The organism is Bacteroides togonis, assembly GCF_900130135.1.
In the GTDB taxonomy this organism is placed as follows: Bacteria; Bacteroidota; Bacteroidia; order Bacteroidales; family Bacteroidaceae; genus Bacteroides; species Bacteroides pullorum.
Genome location: NZ_LT670820.1, coordinates 3,421,433 through 3,442,790, shown reverse-complemented (window position 1 = coordinate 3,442,790; position 21,358 = coordinate 3,421,433). Strand labels below are relative to the sequence as shown.

The window sequence follows — 21,358 nt, the reverse complement described above, 5'->3', positions numbered from 1 at the left end:
TCAATATTCCACTTTATAGTCCTTGCGTATTTTCTCTCCTTTCCAAGCCTTCTTGGTAGTCCAGTCGGCTGGTTCGTCAGTCCAAAATGGATTATCAGCAGGAAGTCCTAAAGGCAAGAAACTCAACGTAGCCATATAAAGGCTACCAGTGGACGTATATCCATCGGCCACTTCGGGCTGATGACCGTTAAAGCCCAGCACAAGCCAACCGTCCTTATCGAAATTCTGATTACCTTCGTACATATTGCGGTGGACGGCAGTCAGTGCACAACGCACCTGAGCAGGCTTGATAAATTCAGGTAGTTTTTCTCTCAAAGCCACATCGGCCAACGACTGAAAAGCAGCGGTACGATAAGTAACTGAACGCCCAAAAGCAGGATAAGTACCATCCGGTCCGATCAGACGTTCGCAGAACTCAGCATGACGGACCATGCGACGCAAAGCCTGTTCATATTCCTTCTGGCTGGCCCAACGGAAAGGAACCAGCGTCTCCATCATAGCCACCATCATGGGATTCAGCACATAGGAATTGTAATTGTCCATGCTGAACTTGCTTCCGTCGCTGTACCAGCCGTCACCCACGTACCATTCCTGTATTTTGTTCTTCGACACACGCAGGCGGAACTGGTCAGCCTTCTCGCCCTGTTGCATCAGGAAAGCCTCGGTCAAACCAGTAAACAGCAACCAGTTGTTATAGGCACCTGTACGGTCGCGCAATGCCTTGAACGACTCAATATAACGTTGTTTGGTCACCTCGTCCAATGGTTCCCACAAAGCCTTAGGGGCACGCAGGAAAGCATGTACCAGATAAGCAGCATCCACAATAGGCTGAGCCTGCTTCGTAAAGTTCAGTTTGTCGGGCGAATTGGGATCCACCGCATTCTTCAATCCCTTCAGCACTTCCTCTCGCATTTGCTTACGCAGTTTTCCTTCCTCTGTATCGTCGTCGGGCAAAGCCAACCAAGGAGCCACACCGGCCAATGTACGCCCCACAGCTTCCAAATGCGTAATTTCATCATACCCAGTCGGGTCTCCACCTACCGTCTCTATCGGCATATTCTGATGCAAAGTACCTTCTGCCAGATTATGGATGACGGGATAAGAAATTTTCCACAGCCACTTCACCCATTGCTCACGGTCTTGAGCACCGGTAGTCTGTTCAGCCACCACATTCTTATCTTTTTTCCCTTTGGCCTGCATGTTATTAGGAATAATAACCAATAACATCAACACTAACAACCACTTTGTTTTCATACTGATTAAGATTTTAAATTAAAAATTACTAAATTCTGAGATGTAAATTTAGAATTCATCACTACACATCACATTTTGCCTGAATTCGAGAATTTTATCAATTGATTATTATGTGCCCATAAAAATAGATAGCCAAACGCTATTTCAGCAAGGAAAAATTCCTCACGAGAAGGGAATAAATCTTCTTTCCCTTGATAATAAGTACCATTAGGATTCCGTTTTTGCATTCTCAGCATTTCAATTTCACGCACATTCATCCAATCAACTGCTGCCGGTTTCATTCCCTTATCCAACTCAAAACAATAAGCTATCACATCCATCAACCAATAATTAACCTGTTTATTGATTCCCCAATCATTTCCTTCAGGGAAATAAATTTTACATGTCGCATTTCCACTTTCATCACATACATACATCGTATTACCATTGAACTTTAGATTATTTAAAGCATTATATATACGACTTCCATTGAACAAAGATACCTTCATTGCCTTTTTCTCAATAAGAACATACGGCAAAATATTAATGGCATTTTGCATGAAAGCAACCATATAATCAATATGAGTTATACCATGATTTACTATAGTTCCATTTTCTTCCATATTGCTACCTTGCAAAAAATCCTTCAACCGAATACCATTAATCTTTCTTTTACTACTTATATCTGTTGGAGAAGCATAAGCAGACAATTGTAATTCGAGAGCCCGACGATGCCATAATAAAGCATTCTGATGCTCAGGAAACATAACTGAAGCTAATACAAGCAAGTCTGAATTCCAAGCATTTTCTTCAGACTTGCTGTCTCCTTTATAAATAACATTTCCATTTTTGTCTTTATAATAAGGTATTTTATAGTCTATAAAACGATTTGCCTCATACACTATCATTTCAAAAATCCGAGAGTGAGTCTCTTCATCCAACTCATCCCATAATAGCCAAGCCGCAAAAGCCGTTTGAGAGGCCCACCATGCACTTTGCCATGCATTTCCCCAGCCTTTTTTCTCACCAATCGAAACCTTATGACGATAGGCTAATGAACTAATCAGTTTTACCGCCATTCTTTCAGCCTCTGTTACTGAAACCTCAGCAATTGCTTCATCATAAATATGAAAGCGCAATGCGACAGCTAAGGAAAAAACGACATGGCTAACCGGACGAATATGATGTTCCGATTTCCCTTTAAAATCCAAGTATACTCCCGTTTGATGACTATATTCTTTTGAGGTATGATACCAATCGTTAACTACATATTTTAATCCATTACGAAAAAGGTTCAATGCAGAATGCGTCGATGCATCAATTAAAACCTCTGTATTTAAACTGTTCCAATGAATAGATGAGACCCTAATATCCTTCTCTTGAGCAAATCCTATATTCTCAAATAGCAGCAACGTAAATAAAAATAAACTAAAACCAAATCTCAACATAATTTATGAAATCAAAATAACACCTATTGTACTAATTACCTATGGCATGATCTGCTTTAATATTCTCTCCATTCCAAGCCTTCAAATTCGTCCAAGCTGCATATGGTTCACTCCAGAAAGGATCTAAAGGCGAAAGTCCTAATGCAAGGAACCCCGAAGTACACAAATACGTACTACCTGTATTGATATATCTTTCAGACATTTGAATCTGACTACTTACAAGACCTATACGTAGCCAACCTTCTTCATCAAATGCGTCAGGGAATTTAAATTGACGAGATATTATAGACGTCAATGCACTCCTTACTTGAGCCGGAGTAACTGTAGCAGGTAACTTATGAAGTAAAGAAGCATAAGCCAAAGCATGAAAAGCCCCAACACGATACACTACAGAACGTCCTACAACTGGATATGTTCCTTCAGGTGATATCATACGTTCCAACTGTTCTGCATAACGAGTAAAGCGTTTCATTTGCACCGGCAAAAATTCTGCTGCACCCACTATCTGATGTTTTACCATGACACGAAGCACATCAGTTAACATAGGATGAATAACAAAACTATTGTAATAATCAGCATGAAAATACGGTCCGTCACCATAGATACCATCTCCTTTATACCATTGGTCTCGAAATTTTTCCACTCCATAGAGTAGACGATGCATATTACATTCGCCTGTAAACTCCAATAAAGCAGCCTCAATCATAGAAGCAAAAAGCAACCAATTGTTTTCAAAAGGTTTAATTCCACGTGAACGTTTAAACTCCGTAATCATACGTTCACGTGTTAATTTATCCATGCGTCCCCATAACTGTTTGGGAGCACGCAATAACCCTTGTGCCAAAAAAGCTGCATCTACCAAAGGTTGATAAGGTGTTCCAAAGTCAAGATAATCAGGTGAAGAAGGATCCACAGCATTAGCAAGTCCTTTCAATGACAAACGAATATATTTACCTCGAAGTTTTCCTTCTGCTGTATCGTCCTCACCTAGTTCAAGCCAAGGAGCTACACCACATATAGTACGTCCAACAGCCTCCAAATGAGCATATTTAGACGCCCTTTTATGATCCAACGACTCTTGTGGCATATTAACATGCAATGTGTTATTTGCTAAATTGTCCAAAACCGGATTAACTATTTTCACTAATACATCCACCCAAAATTGTCTTTCCTTGATGATATTTTCTTGCGCATTCGCACTCGTAAACACCCCATTAATAGTGATGACTAACACCATTATAAAAGATTTATTCATGCGCCTATTGTTTAATATCCTAAATATTTTATATACTCACATGCTACCAGCAAGAATGCACCTACACCAAAATTTGCAGTAGATCGGCCTGTTAATTTTTGCCCTTTAATAGCTTTAGAACCAATAGGTTGTACATAGCCAATAGTTCCATCCGGTTGTAAAGCCTTTTCAGTAAGATATTTCCACGCATTTCTTACCACTGGACCATAATATGATTCATCAAGAATGTTATTGTTAATTCCCCATAAAAGACCATACGTAAAAAATGCTGTACCACTCGTTTCCTCGCCCATAGACTGTTTTTCATCCATCAAACTTCTAAACCAATATCCTTCATGATGTTGTAATTTGGCTACCGTTTGACACATCTTCTTATATTTCTTTAGGAAATAGTCATAATGAGTACAATCAGGAGAAAGATCCTCCAAAACTTTAGCCAAAGCTGCTAACACCCATCCATTTCCTCGCGACCAAAAGTCTTTTTTTCCTGTTATGGTAGTGTGCTTAGGATATACAAAATTAGCATCTCTATAATATAATCCTTCAACAGTATCATACATCAAATTGTTTGAGAACTTATAATATTCAAACAATTTATCTAAGTATGTATAATTTCCAGTCAATCTATAATATTTGGTCATCACAGGCATTACCATAAACAACCCGTCAGACCACCACCAATAGTAATCATGAGAGGTACTCATTTGATACTCCATAACCTCTAGAGCACGTTTAATTTTCACACTATCAGGATCTAATGAATATAAATCGGCATATACTTGAAAACATGCTTGCCAATCACCAAACAACACATACTCATCAGATTCTCCATAACGATATTTCCATTTCGATTTATCATTACCTTTTGCACCTTTCCAATGATTATACTCAGCCCAGGTCAAAGAATAATCATACCAAGCTTCATTTCCTGTCAGTTGATAAGCTGCCATATTTCCTATATGGTAAACAGCATTGTCCCAAAAGGCTCGATTCTGTGGCTTATGATTTTTCTGCCATGCAGTATTTACTTTATCTATGATTTTGAGTGTTTTTTTTATTTCCTCAGCATTTTTCTGTGCTAATTCACTATGATAATACCATACTATTTTATCTTGATACTTTTTTCCATCCTTTTCAGCAATTGCTTCTATTACATTCTCACCATCATTCAATTGAATCTCTTCTGATATAAAAACACAATCCCCATGACTTTCTAGCAGATAGTTCTTCCTGTTCACATTCAAAAATAATCGTTCACAGTTCGAATAGACTTTAATGCATACATTTCGTCTACTCTGATAAACATTTCTACGCTCACAAATATAAACCATCGGAGACGGATTCCAATTCGCTTTATAAAAATAATAGGCATCCTTCTTTATACGCCGATCGTGTGTCATTAATCCTTTATCATTGATGCCTGGTTGTAATCCTTCGTTTCTTTTATCGGCAGCAAAATCATAGGCAGCCCATACTGAGGTACTCCACAAATAAGGGCGCTCTTTTATTACCCTCCAATGAACTTCATGAAAATTCGTCTGTATATTCTCAGGATGCCATTGGCCAGTAGTGGCGGGCTTACGCAATCCATCTTGATACTGGAAAGGATGCGCACCTGCTCCATACTCACTGATACCGATACAAGATTTTGGATACTTTGCATGTAATTTATCCAACACATCACCTATATCTTCCGGCTTTCCATAATACCAACCATAATAAGGATTTATAGAATACCTAAAATCCGCAACTATCATCCAATACACGATTAAGGGTAGATTTATGAGTCGTTAGTAGTAGCTTTCAGTAAAAAGCAACAGCACAACATCAATATGTAGCCAACATCCCCTTACCCCACGATGCGACTTGAGGAAATACGCAGATTCTAACCGGAAAGAAAGGATTCTTATCCGAATTCTGTTTTGAAGGGTTTTGCATAAGCGCGGTTCTCTGTGTAGATATTCAGCACGTATTGCCTTGCAGTCATGATCCACTTGGCAGGTACGGAGATGAATCTGAAGACAAAAGCCTTTATGCGACTCGTTTTCTTGAGCCCAAAAGCCTTGGTGTCAAGCCTGCTCATGATGGTCTTGTAGAAATTGTGTATCAATGCAGTAAGCAGAAGAAAGACAGTATTCTCCGCCATGAATGACTTGGGGAGCCTGCTCCAACCGAATCCGTTGTTCATGTCGTCAAAGATACGTTCCTTGCCGCCACGCAGATTGTAGAATTCAACAATGTCCCTTGTCGATGACTTGTAATCGTTGGTCAGAATACAACGGTAAGTGTATTCGCCTTCCCATAGGTCAAGGTCGCCACTGTTGCGTCTTTGTCTCTGGATGACAAGACGATAGCACTTGCCTTCCCATTTCTCAACGAGAATGGAATTGAGTTCGAACTGGATGCCGTTAATCTCCTCCGTCTTCCATCCTCTCAGAGCAAAGATGTCATTGTAGAGCGAACTGCATCGGTTGGCACGGATGTAGAAATGTTTGCAATGCTTCTCTATCTCACTGACGATTTCCTTCGAGCAGGAACCGCAGTCTGCCCTGAAGCGATTTACACGGATGTTCTGGGATTCCAGAAGAGCGAAGAATCTCTTATGGGTGTCTGCCTGATGAAAACGCACATTCGTGTTGCCATCGCTGTTCTCGATATAGACTATCTTGTCACCGATAACATATACGCCAGGCCTGTAGCCGAGGAACTTTTTGTAGGTCGGTTTTGCATCATACTTCTCCGTTTCAAGAAACTGATGGTCAAAGTCAACATCGTATTCCTCAATTTCCTTCAACTCGCCTGTAGAAACCAAAGCGTTTATAAGCAATGTGTTGAGTTTGTCTGCAGTATTGAAATCATAGGTCTTGCCTTGGTCGGAAGTATAGGAGATGTTTTCCTGTGTCAGTTCCTTGATGGCTCTGAGGATGGTATCAGAGCTGCATGTACGAAGGGTAGGATGATACGAGAGATGGCGCATCAGTTGTGACGTTACGTCTTCCACGCATGAGCCGCCACAGAAATAAACGCTCATCAGCGAACGGACTATCTCGCTGAACTGATATCCGATGATACTGCGGCATCTCTGACCCAGTGTTGAGTCGATAACGGGTGAAAGCATGGAGTCAAATTTCTCCATGATTGAAAAAATTCCTCCAAAAGGTGTGAGTTTCTCAGATTTTATTTGTACCTTTGCCATGCCTTGTTACGATTTTCGCTTGTTTTCTAATTGCAACACTAAGATAAGTGAAAAATCTGACACGGCAAAATCCTGGGCAACTTTTTGTTGCTCAGGTACTTAAAAAGTTATATTTATAATAGTGTTGCGGAATTAAGGGAATATGCATCTGGAACAAAATTAGTCGGTTTTTCATGAAACATCGCAGCCAATACAGTAGGGCGAGTCGGATCTTCCGCATGGACTACTTCATTCATGTGTTTTATTAAAGGTAATGGATCTGGTCCTTTATGAAAATTAATTTCATTACTTAGCCCCCACACTATAATACTAGGATGATTATATAATTGGCGAATTAAACTTTTTGTGGCAACTTCACATTTTTTTGTAAATTCATCAGTATCAATGATCTCATTGATCAAAGGAGTTTCTGCCCAACAAACAATACCTAATGTATCCAAATAGTTGTAAGTAAAATCACCATGCTGATAATGAGAAAGACGTATATAGTTAGCACCCATTTCTGCTATCCTATCAATATCAGCTTTTCTATCTATATCTGACAATGCATTCCCCTTATCAATCAACTCCTCATGCATACAAACTCCACGTAATGGGTATGAACGTCCATTTAAAAAAAAGCCCTTATCAGGATCAATAGAATAATAACGAATGCCTAATGGCTGAATTTCAGCATCTACCTCACGATTACCAACAAAAACAGCCACATTAACACTATATAAATAAGGATCCTTCACACCATCCCACAAATGAGGATTCTTCAAATGAAAATTCTGTATTACAGGAAGAGTTTCGGCAGAATTTAAAAATACTTTTTTATCTTCACTTAATACCACATTACCTAAACGGTCTTTAACAGAAAAACGCACAAACGCATTTTGATTGTTACTATTCGCATTTTTGATTTTAGCCGTTATAGTAATATCTGCAGAATCATTACTAACATTCTTCTGACAAATATAAATTCCCCGAGAGCCATAATCTTCAGAAGTTATATGCAACTTATCTTTTTTTATTAATTCCACATTCCTTATCAAACCTCCAAAAAAAGTAAAATCTGCAGATATAGGAGCCAAAGGAAAACCTATAGCATTACTTACTTTCACTGCTAACCGATTCTGTTTCCCAAAATGTATAGCAGAAGTCATATCAAAAGCAAAAGCTGTATACCCACCAATATGTGTACCCACTAATTGATCGTTTAAATATACTTCTGTAACATAATTTGAAGCACCAAAGCGTATATAAATCTGTTTTTTTCGATCGGATTTGTCAAAATATAAATCTTTCGTATACCATCCAATTCCCCGATAGTAGTCTCCTCCTCCATCTTGACCATCTAGCGCATTCCAAGAATGAGGTAAATTAATAGATTGCGCATCAGTCCTATCATGAATATGCACATCGGAAGAACCTCTACAGAATTTCCAATTCTCATTAATCAATATGCGCTGTGCGTATATGGAAATTCCTGTAATATAAAATAATAAAAAAAACAAATATTTCATCTAGAAAAAAATAAAATTACAAAAAATACGTTCCACAAAGATTTTAGATAACAAAAAGATTAGATTTAGAAAAGTGGTTTGCCGTCCAGCAGCTTGTCGTATCGATGCAATGCCTCCAGGAAATAATAGTCAGCATAAGTCAGTGGCACATCGATTTCGGAGTTCTGCGGAATAGCTCCCGTACTATGCATTAGGATGAAGTCGGCGTTCTTGCCCAACTCGGCGCGGTACTTCTTGCTACCCAAAGAATGCAGGATGGCTTTAGCTCCTTCCAGATACTTGGCACTCTTGCTACCCTTAACGTAGGTACTCAACTCCAGCAGAGCGGAAGCCGTGCAAGCGGCAGCTGAGGCATCGCGATAGTTCAGCACCAGATTATTCGCATTGGAACGGATGCCCGGCACGTAGCCTTCCTGATGAGCATTGAAGTCCCACCATGCAATCTTGTCAGCCGGCAGATTCGGATGATCCAGATAAAAGTCCGCCATACCTATAGCCGTCTCCAGGAAACGAGGATCTTTCGTCTCGCGATAGCACATCGTGAAACCATAAATGCCCCAAGACTGTCCACGACTCCAAGCCGAGTTGTCCGACCATCCCTGCGAAGTTTCACCCTTAATAGGCTTGCCCGTTTCCTTATCATAGTAAACAATGTGATAGCAACTGTAGTCAGGACGAACAGCGTTCTTCATCGTATTCTCGGCATGGCTAACGGCTACTTTACGGAACGAATCGTCACCCGTCACACGAGAAGCATAAAAGAGCAGTTCGAGGTTCATCATATTATCAATAATGACAGGAAAATCGTACACCTTGTCACCATGCCAGGAACGAAAACCGTTCCATGACTGGATTACACCGGCCTTCGGACGGAAACGAGTGCAGAGTGAACGGGCAGATTCTACCAGAATGTCCTTGTATTCCGGCTTCGGTTCGAAGCGGTTGGCATTACCATAGCTGCAATACATCATGAAGCCGATGTCGTGGTTGTCAGTGAAAGTCTTGACCGGCTCCATCTTCTGAGTATAAACCAAAGCGGAATCTTGCAAAGCCTTGTCGCCAAGATACTCAGAAATGTACCACAACGAACCAGGGAAGAAACCCGATGTCCAAAGATAGATGCTACCCTTAGACACAGTTCCGTCCTTTTTCATACTATGGGGCATCACTCCTTTCCCATCCTTACCCTGCGCAGGCGTCTTCAGCATCAGCCGGTATTGTTCGGCCGCGAAGCTCATATTCTCTCTGATAAATGTCTTCTCCATCGTGTCCTGCGCATGGGTTGTACCCAGCATGCAGGACAGACAAAGAGTTACAATCATTTTCACCTTATTATTCTTATTCATATTAAAAATTGATTCTTTGAATTTATTATGAGGGGTTCTATAATTAACACTTCGTGATGATCGGGAGAACCCGATTAAGCCTGACCGACACGGATTTTATTAATTCACGATGTAAAAGTATGTGTTTTAGCTCATAACTATATCACCCCCCCCAATTTTAACATAAATTAATATTTAAGGCATAACTATCCCTCACAAGTAGCCAGCCAATCGCCATGATACTTGACAATCTGACAGAAGCGGCAGATATTGTACATTAGGCTCGTCAGTGCGGTATTGGCTTTCGCTCGGCTTATCCCGACCGTGCGGACGAACAGCCCGTGCATACTCTGTTCCATGAAGCCAAAGACATGCTCCACACGGCTGCGCACTTTGGACTTTGTCCTGTTGTTGGCCTTTTGGGTTTCTGTCAGCGGACGATTCCTGTGTCCTTTTTCACATATGACAGGGGTCATTCCACGTTTCCTGACCTCATCGTCCTTGCCGACATATCCGGCATCAAGGTACAAGGCTTTCCCCTTGTCTTCATCCGTAATCAAGTCGGTGACCTTCTTCGAGTCGTGCACACTGGCGGATGTGGTGTCGTAGGCAAGCACGATCTTCGTTTTGGCACACACCTTGGAGTGGTTCTTGTATCCGTAATAAGTTTCACCACGCTTCTTCGTCCAACGGGCATCAGTGTCCTTATGGCACTTCTTGTGTGGATTGTCATTCCAAAGTTCATCACCCCTGCCGGCTTTTATCTGCCGGTTTTCCTCGCGAGTGTTGCGCTGACGGGGAGCGGTGACAAAACTCGCATCCACTATCTTGCCGCTGTTGAAAACAAGACCTCTATCCTCCATGTACCGGCGGAACATGTCGAACAGTCTGTCGTACGCGCCACAGACTTGCAACGCCTCCTTGTATTTCCAGACCGTCTTTTCATCGGGAACGTCCTTTACGCTCTCTATACCAAGGAACTGGCGGAAGCTCGTCCGATCAACAATCTGGTATTGGATTTGATGGTCTCCCAGGCCGTAGTAGCGTTGTAAAAACAGAACCTTGAACATCAGAACCGGTTCGAAAGGCTTGCGCCCAGCGTTACTCTTGCGCTCTTTGTTCGAGAGAGCGGCCTCAAGTTCAGGGCGAAACATCTCGAAGTCAATCAAGTTGTCAAGCGCAGTCAATGGGTTACCGAGGTTCGACAAAATCGTATGAGTATCTTCGGACTCGAAAAGACTCTTGCTAATGCGGTTTCTGTATCGGTTCTGCTTTTTCATCGTTTTCAGCAATTTTTATTGCTTAAATATACAAATAATTATCTGATTATCAAAGTATTATAAGTAATTCAATTTATAGAACACCCCTTATATGTATTTCCACAAAAAATAGTGTAATATAGTCTATTTCTCTAAGTACAAAAAACTTAAACAGTTTTTATCACTGACCCAAAGTAATCGATAGTGTTGTTCACAAGCTATAAGCTTACAAGAAAATAACTAATTCACCATCGCTTTCTTCCCCGTCATCCCCAAATATCGAGTGTCAACGAAGTGCTTTGAGGCTCTCAAAAGAGCCTCAAAGCAGTGCTCCATTTACCACCCCGGATTTTGTTGTCCTTCCAAATTCTCATTACGTTCAAACTCTACCGCTGGAATAGGCCATAGATAGTCACGCTCAACAAATACTCGAACATAACGATCCATACCAAGAATATCATCATATGTAAAATTCAACCGTTCTTCACACAGGCCCCATCTTTTCAAATCTCCAAAACGATGTCCTTCACATGCTAACTCAATAGCTCTCTCATGATCAATACGTTTAAAGACTTCTTCTTTTGTACGGGCCTCAAGCCAAGAGGGACCGCTATTCAAAGCCGGCATATTGGTTGACGGCCGTTGACGAACTTGATTAATCAATGCCACAGCGTCATCCTGACGATTTTGTTCATTATAACATTCAGCCAACATCAATAACACATCAGCATAACGAATTAATGGGAAATTAATAGGTACATGTTCTCGATTAGTAAGAGTACCATTCATATCACCTTCCGGTACAAACTTACGCCATAAATAATCATACCAACCACGGTTATTACGAATATACCCATAATTTTCGTTGGTACCCGGAGCAAGAACAAATTCCATCCATTTAGGTGTTGTTCCGTTACAGCCATAATACATTGCGTAAGGTGTTATAATAGTTTGCTCCAAACGAGGGTCCCTGTTCTCATAAATTTGTCTAATTAGATCCTTCTTTTCTGGATATTTAGAAACAATTCCATTTGTCAATTCAGCTAAAAAAGTTTCTTTTTGGACCTTTTTGTCAGTTGTAAAACCTGGTATATAGTCTTCCCAGTTAAAAGCCGTTCCATCTTTATTTTCATACATATCAACTAAAATATCTGTTGGCACACAATTGTTCCATCCACCACCATATGACGAACGGCTACCTAAACGCAAACCAAAAGGCATCCCATATTCTGTACCAGTTCCACTCATATTTTGAATTGCAAAAATCATTTCTTCGCTCGCATCACCTTCTGGAGTGAACAATTTGGCATAATCAGGATAAAGTTTATAGCCATATCCACGACCGTCACGATCATAAACAATTTCTTCAAAATCAACAATAGCACCGGAATAATCTTTATTATACAATTTTACCTTACCCCTTAATGCAACAGCAGCACCACGAGTTGCACGACCAAATTCAGTCTGATCCCAATGTACCGGCAACACATTAATAGCTTCTTGTAAATCATCCAATATAAATTGACGAACCTCATCAGCTGTAGAACGAGGTTTTTTCATATTCATGAAATCATTGCTAACTACAGTTGTTTCATCGTACACTGGTACCCCACCGTATAAGTCCAATAATTGAAAATAATACAATGCGCGCATAAATTTCGCTTCACCCTTATATTGAGTTTTCAGCTCTTCCGACATTTCAACATTATCAATATTCTGTAGCAACAAATTACATCTAGCAATACCTTCATACAAACCTTGCCACTTATTTTGTATACTAGAAGAACGATCCGTGTATGTTCCTTTAGCAACATCATCAAACATTCCCCAGCCTGTTTCTCCTAAACCATCCATCGAAAAATAGGTACCAAATACATCTGAATTTTTCATCACATTATAAATACTCATCATACCTTGATGGGCATGTGTTTCCGTTTTCCAAAAGGTTCCGGAATTTAATTTATCATGAGGATATTGATCCAAATCATAGCAACTGCTCATCAAACCAGCAACTGCCAAAAACAATATATATTTTTTCATAACATTTTAAATTTAGAATGATACATTAAGTCCAAATGAAGCTTGACGCATAGTCGGATAAGTTAACGATGTCGTTTCCGGATCCATTCCTGCATAATTAGTAAACGTGAAGAAGTTTTCCAAACTACAGAAAACACGAACCCGATTCAATGATACCGATTTCATCCACTTTTCAGGCAATGTATAACCTAACTGAATATTGCGAATCTTGAAAAATGCTTTATTCGTTTCCCAAATCGTGCTATAACGCGTATTACGGCTATCACCAGTTAACAATCTCGGATATTTAGCATCCGTACGTCCTTCATACCAACGTCCGTCTGCAATTTCCTGACTAATCTGATTACCATAAGTCACGGTTGATGAACGCATCGTCATATATTGAACATTCTGTTTTCCCGTACCAGACATCAACATAGAGAAATCAAATCCTTTCCATTCGCACCCCCAATTAATATCATAAAAGAAGCGAGGAGTATCACCATGCCCCATAGGCACCTTATCCTCATCCGAAAGGATACCATCATCATTCATATCTTTATAAAGTACATCTCCCAACTCAGGCCTCTTGTATTTTGAGAAAGGATCAACTTTATTACCATCTTTATCTGTTGAATTATCTGCCAGCCACTGTACATAGTCCAAATCCTCCTGCGTTTGGACAATCCGATCTGCGACCAATACATATTGCACATTAATAGGCAGACCTTCCTTAATCATTGTACTACCACTGATAGACGATTGATCACCTTTAAACTTCGTTACCTTATTATCTACAAATGTCACGTTTGCACCGATGTTGTAATGAAAGTCATTAATATGATCAGCCCAATTCAAAGTAAGTTCCATACCTTTATTAACAACCTCTGCACTATTCTGAGTTGGAATAGTTGAAGTACCATGTACCAAAGGAGCAGGCAAGTCAATCAAAATATCCGATGTTTTCTTATAAAAATACTCAGCCGTACCAGTCAAACGATTGTTCAGCACTCCAAAATCAATGGCAAAGTTCGTAACAGCTGTACTCTCCCATGTCAAGTTTCCATTCGCCAATGCCGTCTGTGCCATACCAATCTGCATACCATCATTCAGGACATAATTAGACTGGCCATAAGTCGCAATAGCCATATAATCACTATCCAAATAATTATTACCTAACTCTCCATAAGATGCACGGAATTTCAAAGCATCTAACCAATTACGTGTACCTTCCATAAAAGCTTCCTGATCAATACGCCAACCTGCAGAGAACGAAGGGAAATATCCCCATCTATTGCCTTTCAAGAAACGGGAAGATGCATCTGCACGTAAATTTGCCTCAAACAAATACTTTCCGTCCCAACCTAAATTGATACGCCCAAAATAAGAACGCATGGCCCATTCCGAATGAGAACCAGAAGTAACAGATTCACCTGTTGCACCACCGATAACATCTACCGAAGGATCAATCCAATCGTATTTTTGTGCACTGAAACTACGGTCACGACGCATTTCCTGGCTTGCACCAACCATGGCACTCAAATCCAATCTGTCATTGAAGAAACGATCCTCATAACGCACGACCGCATCCATAAACATACGTTCTATCTTTCGATTGTAATTATAAATATAATCACGACGGGAATCCTTTTGAACAATCGTTTCTGTTGCAAAATTCCACATATCAATCAGATTCGTCTTCTCCCAGTTATCTTTATCCGTCAATTCGTATGAATATGATCCCGAGATGGACAATCCTTTCAATGGAGTAATAGTTCCATTAAACACAGCACGCATATTACGTTCTTTCTTTTCACCGACCTCCCTATTTAGCCATTGTAGCGGATTATTGCTCTGCGGATCATCTTCCGGATTCTGTTGCCCACCATATCGACCATCCGGATGGCGTAATACAATTCCTGGCGTACTAGCAACTCCGTATATAAATACATCATCCAAACGATCCTGTCCTTGGTCGATATTAGCCAAATATCCATTCAGTTTAGCTCCCAAAGTCAACCAAGAAGTTACCTTGGCCTCTACATTTGAACGAAAGCTATAACGTTCATAACCGGAATTTTCCATTACACCCGGATTACTATTGTAACCGAAAGAAGTGTAGAAAGAAATTTTATCAGTTCCTCCATTAATTGACAGGTTGTGATTGGTTGCTACTGCCGTACGAAACATCTCATCCATCCAGTTTGTATTAGGATAAATCAATGGATTACGTCCTCCATCATTCCGCCAAGCATCAATAGTTTCCTGGGAGAAACGAGCTGGTTGCTTAGAATTTACATAGGCTTCATTCATCAAGTCCATATAAGTTGCATAATCAGAGACAGGATCGGTTACTCGGCTTCTATCAATTGATTCCATAGAAACATATCCAGTATAATCTACACCAATCTTTCCCTGCTTACCTTTCTTTGTCGTAATCAGGATAACGCCATTTGCAGCACGCGATCCATAAATTGATGCTGAAGCAGCATCTTTCAGTACGGTCATACTCTCCACATCCTGAGGAGCCACTGTATTAATATTACTCTCCACTCCATCAATGATAATCAAAGGAGCAGAATTGTTCAATGTACCTTGACCGCGTACTAAAATAGAAGCATTATCATTACCGGGAACATTACTGCTAGAAGTAACAGAAATACCAGAGGCCATACCAGCCAAACCTGAAGATAGGTTCGTTATCGGTCTTTTTTCCGCAATATCAGCCATATTAACAGAAGAAACAGATCCCGTCAAATTTACCTTTTTCTGAGCTGCATAACCTACAACTACTACTTCATCAATTAACTCCGCATCTTCCTGAAGTTTGATAGACAATTGGCTCTGAGTACCGACTTTGATTTCTTGTTCCTTATATCCTACATAGCTTACAACCAATACAGCATTTTCAGGGACACCTTTAAGAGTAAAATTACCATCCAAATCCGTAATGGCACCGATTGTCGTACCTTTTACTTTTACGTTACAGCCAATTACCGGAAGTCCCGTTTCATCAACAACGTTACCCGAAACCGTACGGCCATCTTGATTAATAGAAAGAACAGAGTGTACCTTTTCGACTTCAATAGCTTTTCCCGATACAGCATAAGTCGGAGTCATTGAAAGAAAAAATACACCGCCCAACAAGAACTTGGAAAGATTACCTTCCAACATACGTTTTTCTCTTCGTTGATACATAAGCATTAAATTTTAAGTTATCAGTAAGTTTTAAAACACTATTTCGGATCATTAGTGTCCCGTTAAAATGGGACGAGTTAAACAATTAATCAAAAAGCCCCGGAATCAGGGGATCATTTAGATCTTTGACATCATTGAAATTAGTCTTGTCGAACAGGTCACGCAAGTGGGTTTTGTCAGTCAATGATATACTGAGAATTTGCAAAACTTCATAGGTTGAACGTTTCAACTTCATATCATGTTGGACAATAGCCACAAGACAGTACGTGATAATAGCCACACTGATTTGTATGCGAACAGCGTTCTCTGTTGTGCCCCAGAATTTCTTTATCTTGAGATGCTGCTTGAGCCATTTGAAGAACAGCTCGATTAACCATCTTTTCTTATAAAGATTGGCGACATCCAGTGCAGAAAGTTGTTTTGCATTCGTCAAGAAAGTGAACTCACGGTCATCCTCTTCGTCGTAATATCGGACGAGTCTGAATGACTCCGGATATTTCTTCCCGGAGAGATAACCGGTCAGTTTCACTTCTGCATCTGTCATTATGTTCTTTGGCATTCTCCGCTTCCATTTGACTGTCTTATACTTTAAGTTCGTCTTGGCCCTGACAACAAAGAAAGAGTCTGTAAGATGTATCCTATAGAGCTCTTTAAAAGAATCATAAGCCCTGTCGAATATATAATAAGCATTTGGTTCATAATGGATTGAAGACATCGCTGTAGAATCATGCTTTGAGGCAGTGGTTACAGTATAGAAGGCAGGAACTTGTGCTTCAATGTCGTATAAGACATGAGCTTTCACTCCTCCTTTCTTGCTTCGGAACTTTGCCCACGGGAATGTTGCAAGACATAACGGAATCGTTGTTGAATCAAACGCATATTTCTTTCCGGAAATGTCAAGGATGTTGGTCGTCCGCTTCTCGCAGGCTTCCTTCATCATATAGAAAGCAAAGTCTTCGAAGATTCTGTAATCGCGGTTCTGGTTGGCTGTGGCAAGAGTTGTCTTGGCTATCGGTTCACGACCTAACCCAAGATGATATTGCTTGCCCCTATGCGCCTCGAAAGCAACGATTAAGTCTCGCAGGCTCTCACGGTTACTCAGTTGCCCAAACATCATTGCAAGCATCTGATTCCAGCAAGTGAAATGTTTCACATACCGGTTGCCATCATACTTGCGAACATAGTTGTTGAACTGAGTCCTGTTCAGAAAAGCGGTTAATTGAGAGAATACGTATTTGTCTTGGAACATAGCAGCCATTTGTATTAGACTGCAAAGTTGCAAAATCAAGTCCGTTTCATCTCAAGAAACCACGTAATTGACTATATTTCAATAATTTCAAAGAACTATTTATCCACTTTTACGGGACAGTAGTGATTTCGGATATTTTATGATTTCTATCGCAAAGATGGGAAACTGTTCTCTTATAAATGGGACACACTGTTTTTTTTAGAGTACACTCTATTTCATCCTTACATTTTTAACATTTAAAGAAAGAGATGCATAATCGTCCAAAAGGGGAAATATCATCCAACACACAAACGTTAAACATTTGTATTGTAATATATTATATATAGATCAGAATTCAAAGGGCTAATTATAGTCCGCTTCTTCGAAACCTCACAAAGTAAATCTTTAAAAAACATGTCCAACACACATACATCCCCCAATTTAGACAAAATCATCCCAACCTAATCTAGAAAAAGACTATTTTTGCATGAAGTTAAAAAAGGCTACGACATATAGCCCCTACAAAAAAACGCTGCAACAATCATCAATTAAAACAAATAAGTCCTATGAACTCTACACAAAAACACCTTGAGAACAATGCAATCCTCTGTCGTTTTTTAAAGACGAATATTAAGAATTGCATTTTATTGCTTCTATTATTTACTTTATTGATGCCTACCTGTACCATTCTGGCACAAACAGATTGGCAGTCACACCCACGTCTGCTATTTACACCTAACGAAGAAATTCAAGTTAAAGAACTCATTAAGCAAAATCAAGATGTCCGAAAACTAGCCTACTATTTAAAGAACCGGGCAGACTCACTTGCTACATTGGCACAAATCCCTTACGAAATGAACAGGTACGGTAATATGTTATATACCTCCAGAGCCTATGTAGACCGCCTAGGGACATTGGCATTGGTCTACCGCCTCTATGGAGAAAAAAAATACCTGGATGCAGCCGACCAGGCATTACAATGGGTTTGTAACTTCCCAGACTGGGACCCGAACCATTATCTGGATACAGCTGAAATGACAACTGCCGTAGCGATAGCCTACGACTGGTTGTACAAATCCCTACCTGCATCTACCCGGAAACTGATTAAAAACAGCATCTATCGCAACGCTATAGCCCGTGTTCTGAAGGAATATGAAAAGGGAGGACCGGGTAGTTGGGCCAAACGTGAAACGAACTGGAATGTAGTGTGCAACACCGGTATGGTACTGGGAGCACTAGCTGTAGCCGAAGATTATCCTCAAGAAGCACGTACCATTTTGGAAAATGCAGCTCGGTATATGCCTAATTGTCTGAAGCATTTTGCTCCGGACGGAGTATGCTATGAAGGACCTTCCTACTGGGGATATACAGCCAGTTACCTGTCATTGTACTTGAAAGCCGTTACCGATAATGGAGGCGACAAAGGAAAAATCGGGCAGCTGCCTGGCATAGAAAATACAGCCCTCTATTATAAGCGCACCCTTTCACCATCAGGACGAGTCTTCAATTTTGCCAACGCCCATGACGAAGCGCTCAACACACCTGCGTTTTTCCTATTCAGTAGACTGTATTCCCAGGCGGAAGTAGCAGAATGGTATCGGAAAGAAATCGGGAAGGTCATTCAGGGACAACAACCGCTGCACCAATTATTCTTCCTTTCACTTCCCTGGTACGACAATGCACAGCCCAATCCACAATCTTCTCTACCCAAACTGGAAGTATACCACAACACGATCAATGACATCATTGTGCTCAATAGCAAACGTGATGTACAAGGCTCCATATTCCTCACAGCTAAAGGTGGAGAGCCCATGCAGGCACACCAACAGATGGACTGTGGAACATTTGTACTGGAAAGTGAAGGTATACGTTGGACGGACGATTTGGGATCTGACGATTACAACCTGCCCGGCTTCTGGGACTACAAGCCAAATGGACAACGCTGGAAATACTTCCGCAACAACAACCTTTCGCACAATACGATTAGTATCGATCACCAGATACAATACGCTGCAGGCGAAGCCTTTGTCTGCGAAGAAAAAGCTGACATTGCTCAGCCATACGCCAAACTGGATATGACCTCCTTATATAAGGATCAAGCCGAATCAGTGTTCCGTACATTTACTCTGATCGATGACCAGACTGTCGAAGTGACAGATGAGATAAAACTTACCAACGCCCAGTCAACCGTATCGTGGTCGGTCATCACAAAGGCTGATGTAGAGACCGATGGTAAGACAGCCCATCTGACCTTGAACGGCAAACACTTCTATATGCAAATCATTTCACCGACAAATGTAACCTTCACATCACGACTGGCACAGAACACCTCGCCAAAGGAATATCCGATACGAAATACAACCATAATAGAAGCCAACTGTACCTTCGGCCAACCAGATGCCACCATCAAAGTGCGCATGAGCAGTCGTCCTTTCCTTGAAATAGCCCATGGCCCCTACCTGCAGGAAGTGACAACCAACGGAGCGACATTTGCCTACCAAACATCCAATCCTTCTTTTTCGTTCATCGAACTCAAGAAAAAAGGAGAGGAACTGTCCAACAACTATTCCGGCTCACAACACGGATTGAAACAGGCAGATGCAACCTTCTTTGCCATCAGGGCAGAAGAATTACAACCCAACACGACTTACCAATACCGCATACATGCCAAAGAAATCAAATCATTCCAACCGTACAAGGTGGTATTCGGAGACAGCATCGCTTCACCCTGGTACACATTCCGTACCATTGACCCGGAACAGAAAGGTGGATCCATCTTCATTACCAGTGACATGCACAGCAACCCGAAGTTACTGAGAAATCTGTTGGAACGATGTGACTACCAAACCTGCACTTCGTTCTTCTATGCCGGCGACATGATGAACTACATGACCGAAAACGGTGAACATCCGTTCACGTCGTTCATCGACACCAGCGTAGATCTGTTTGCCACCTCCATTCCGTTTGAGTTCGTGCGGGGCAACCACGAAACACGCGGAAACATGGCCCGTATCTTCCCGTCCTTCTTCCCCAAACAAAACGGCAAAATATACGGCAGCTACCTGATGGGAGACGTCATGGTCATCATGCTCGACACGGGTGAAGATAAATCTGACACCCATCCGGTCTATGCCGGACTGACGGACTTTGACAACTATCGCAGCGAACAAGCCCGCTGGCTAGAAAAAGTCGTAAAAAGCAAGGAATTCAAGAAAGCAAAATACCGGATTGTCATTTCGCACTTCCCGCTGGTATCCGACAAGGAATGGGAAAAGGGAACTACCTGGAAAGGTTGCCAAGACGCAAGCCAAAAATTCCTACCCATACTGAACCATGCCGGAATCGATCTGATTGTAGCAGGACACACCCACCGCTTCTTCTATCATGAGCCGGGAGAATCAGGAAACCAATGTCCCGTACTGGAACAAGGAGCCATGTGTGCCACTCGACTTGACCTTAACGACGGCAACATCCATATCAAGGTTATCGGGAAAAACGGTGAAGCACTACTAAACAAAACGCTGAAATAAGCATAAGCCGGAAATAAATTAGCCCAAGCTATTTAAACATATCTACGAAGCCATACTGCAAATTGCCTTCCAGTGTAGTCACAACTATAGGAAAGCAATTTGCAGTTGTTTTATATATCCCCTAATTGTATATTTTCCCATAGCACCTCATTTATAAAC

The 21,358-nt window shown here is 40.9% G+C and carries 12 protein-coding genes; 1 reads left to right on the top strand and 11 read right to left on the bottom strand.

Annotated elements, in window-relative coordinates; genetic code table 11:
* The 11 genes from BQ8005_RS14435 to BQ8005_RS14385 all read right to left on the bottom strand — a co-directional run bounded on the left by BQ8005_RS14435 (position 1) and on the right by BQ8005_RS14385 (position 17,690).
* Complete coding sequence (locus tag BQ8005_RS14435) at positions 1-1,254, bottom strand: DUF2264 domain-containing protein (RefSeq protein ID WP_075318536.1); 1,254 nt, start codon at positions 1,252-1,254, stop codon at positions 1-3.
* Between the two features lie 68 nt (positions 1,255-1,322).
* Positions 1,323-2,681, bottom strand: coding sequence for a hypothetical protein (locus BQ8005_RS14430; protein WP_075318535.1), 1,359 nt, complete (start codon positions 2,679-2,681; stop codon positions 1,323-1,325).
* 31 nt (positions 2,682-2,712) lie between these two features.
* Complete coding sequence (locus BQ8005_RS14425; protein WP_075318534.1) at positions 2,713-3,936, bottom strand: DUF2264 domain-containing protein; 1,224 nt, start codon at positions 3,934-3,936, stop codon at positions 2,713-2,715.
* Between the two features lie 11 nt (positions 3,937-3,947).
* Positions 3,948-5,693: a glycoside hydrolase family 88/105 protein gene (locus BQ8005_RS14420; RefSeq protein ID WP_075318533.1), complete on the bottom strand. Its 1,746-nt coding sequence runs from the start codon at positions 5,691-5,693 to the stop codon at positions 3,948-3,950.
* 149 nt (positions 5,694-5,842) lie between these two features.
* Entirely contained in the window at positions 5,843-7,132 is a 1,290-nt protein-coding gene (locus BQ8005_RS14415) for an IS1380-like element IS612 family transposase (protein ID WP_005815306.1), read from the bottom strand.
* A gap of 113 nt (positions 7,133-7,245) precedes the next feature.
* Positions 7,246-8,640, bottom strand: coding sequence for a glycoside hydrolase family 2 protein (locus BQ8005_RS14410; protein ID WP_075318532.1), 1,395 nt, complete (start codon positions 8,638-8,640; stop codon positions 7,246-7,248).
* 65 nt (positions 8,641-8,705) lie between these two features.
* The gene (locus BQ8005_RS14405) at positions 8,706-9,962 is read right to left on the bottom strand and encodes a glycoside hydrolase family 88 protein (protein ID WP_075319279.1); all 1,257 of its coding nucleotides are present in this window, start codon (positions 9,960-9,962) and stop codon (positions 8,706-8,708) included.
* Positions 9,963-10,171: 209 nt separating this feature from the next.
* Entirely contained in the window at positions 10,172-11,245 is a 1,074-nt protein-coding gene (locus BQ8005_RS14400) for an IS5 family transposase (RefSeq protein WP_075317828.1), read from the bottom strand.
* Between the two features lie 315 nt (positions 11,246-11,560).
* On the bottom strand, positions 11,561-13,264 hold the full coding sequence (locus tag BQ8005_RS14395; RefSeq protein WP_075318531.1) for a RagB/SusD family nutrient uptake outer membrane protein: 1,704 nt from the start codon (positions 13,262-13,264) through the stop codon (positions 11,561-11,563).
* A 12-nt stretch (positions 13,265-13,276) separates the two neighbouring features.
* Positions 13,277-16,417, bottom strand: a complete 3,141-nt coding sequence (locus BQ8005_RS14390; RefSeq protein WP_234984058.1) for a SusC/RagA family TonB-linked outer membrane protein — start codon at positions 16,415-16,417, stop codon at positions 13,277-13,279.
* A 109-nt stretch (positions 16,418-16,526) separates the two neighbouring features.
* On the bottom strand, positions 16,527-17,690 hold the full coding sequence (locus tag BQ8005_RS14385) for an IS4 family transposase (RefSeq protein WP_075318825.1): 1,164 nt from the start codon (positions 17,688-17,690) through the stop codon (positions 16,527-16,529).
* Between the two features lie 851 nt (positions 17,691-18,541).
* On the opposite strand from BQ8005_RS14385, the gene BQ8005_RS17730 reads away from it, so the two are divergent.
* The gene (locus tag BQ8005_RS17730) at positions 18,542-21,199 is read left to right on the top strand and encodes a metallophosphoesterase (protein WP_234984057.1); all 2,658 of its coding nucleotides are present in this window, start codon (positions 18,542-18,544) and stop codon (positions 21,197-21,199) included.
* Positions 21,200-21,358 lie beyond the last annotated feature (159 nt).

Excerpts from the sequence above, each read along its gene's own strand:
- BQ8005_RS14425 (WP_075318534.1), bottom strand. The coding sequence starts at position 3,936 with ATGAATAAATCTTTTATAATGGTGTTAGTCATCACTATTAATGGGGTG.
- BQ8005_RS14415 (WP_005815306.1), bottom strand. The coding sequence starts at position 7,132 with ATGGCAAAGGTACAAATAAAATCTGAGAAACTCACACCTTTTGGAGGA.
- BQ8005_RS14405 (WP_075319279.1), bottom strand. The coding sequence starts at position 9,962 with ATGATTGTAACTCTTTGTCTGTCCTGCATGCTGGGTACAACCCATGCG.
- BQ8005_RS14420 (WP_075318533.1), bottom strand. The coding sequence starts at position 5,693 with ATGATAGTTGCGGATTTTAGGTATTCTATAAATCCTTATTATGGTTGG.
- BQ8005_RS14385 (WP_075318825.1), bottom strand. The coding sequence starts at position 17,690 with ATGTTCCAAGACAAATACGTATTCTCTCAATTAACCGCTTTTCTGAAC.
- BQ8005_RS14410 (WP_075318532.1), bottom strand. The coding sequence starts at position 8,640 with ATGAAATATTTGTTTTTTTTATTATTTTATATTACAGGAATTTCCATA.
- BQ8005_RS14435 (WP_075318536.1), bottom strand. The coding sequence starts at position 1,254 with ATGAAAACAAAGTGGTTGTTAGTGTTGATGTTATTGGTTATTATTCCT.
- BQ8005_RS14390 (WP_234984058.1), bottom strand. The coding sequence starts at position 16,417 with ATGTTGGAAGGTAATCTTTCCAAGTTCTTGTTGGGCGGTGTATTTTTT.
- BQ8005_RS17730 (WP_234984057.1), top strand. The coding sequence starts at position 18,542 with ATGTTATATACCTCCAGAGCCTATGTAGACCGCCTAGGGACATTGGCA.
- BQ8005_RS14400 (WP_075317828.1), bottom strand. The coding sequence starts at position 11,245 with ATGAAAAAGCAGAACCGATACAGAAACCGCATTAGCAAGAGTCTTTTC.
- BQ8005_RS14395 (WP_075318531.1), bottom strand. The coding sequence starts at position 13,264 with ATGAAAAAATATATATTGTTTTTGGCAGTTGCTGGTTTGATGAGCAGT.
- BQ8005_RS14430 (WP_075318535.1), bottom strand. The coding sequence starts at position 2,681 with ATGTTGAGATTTGGTTTTAGTTTATTTTTATTTACGTTGCTGCTATTT.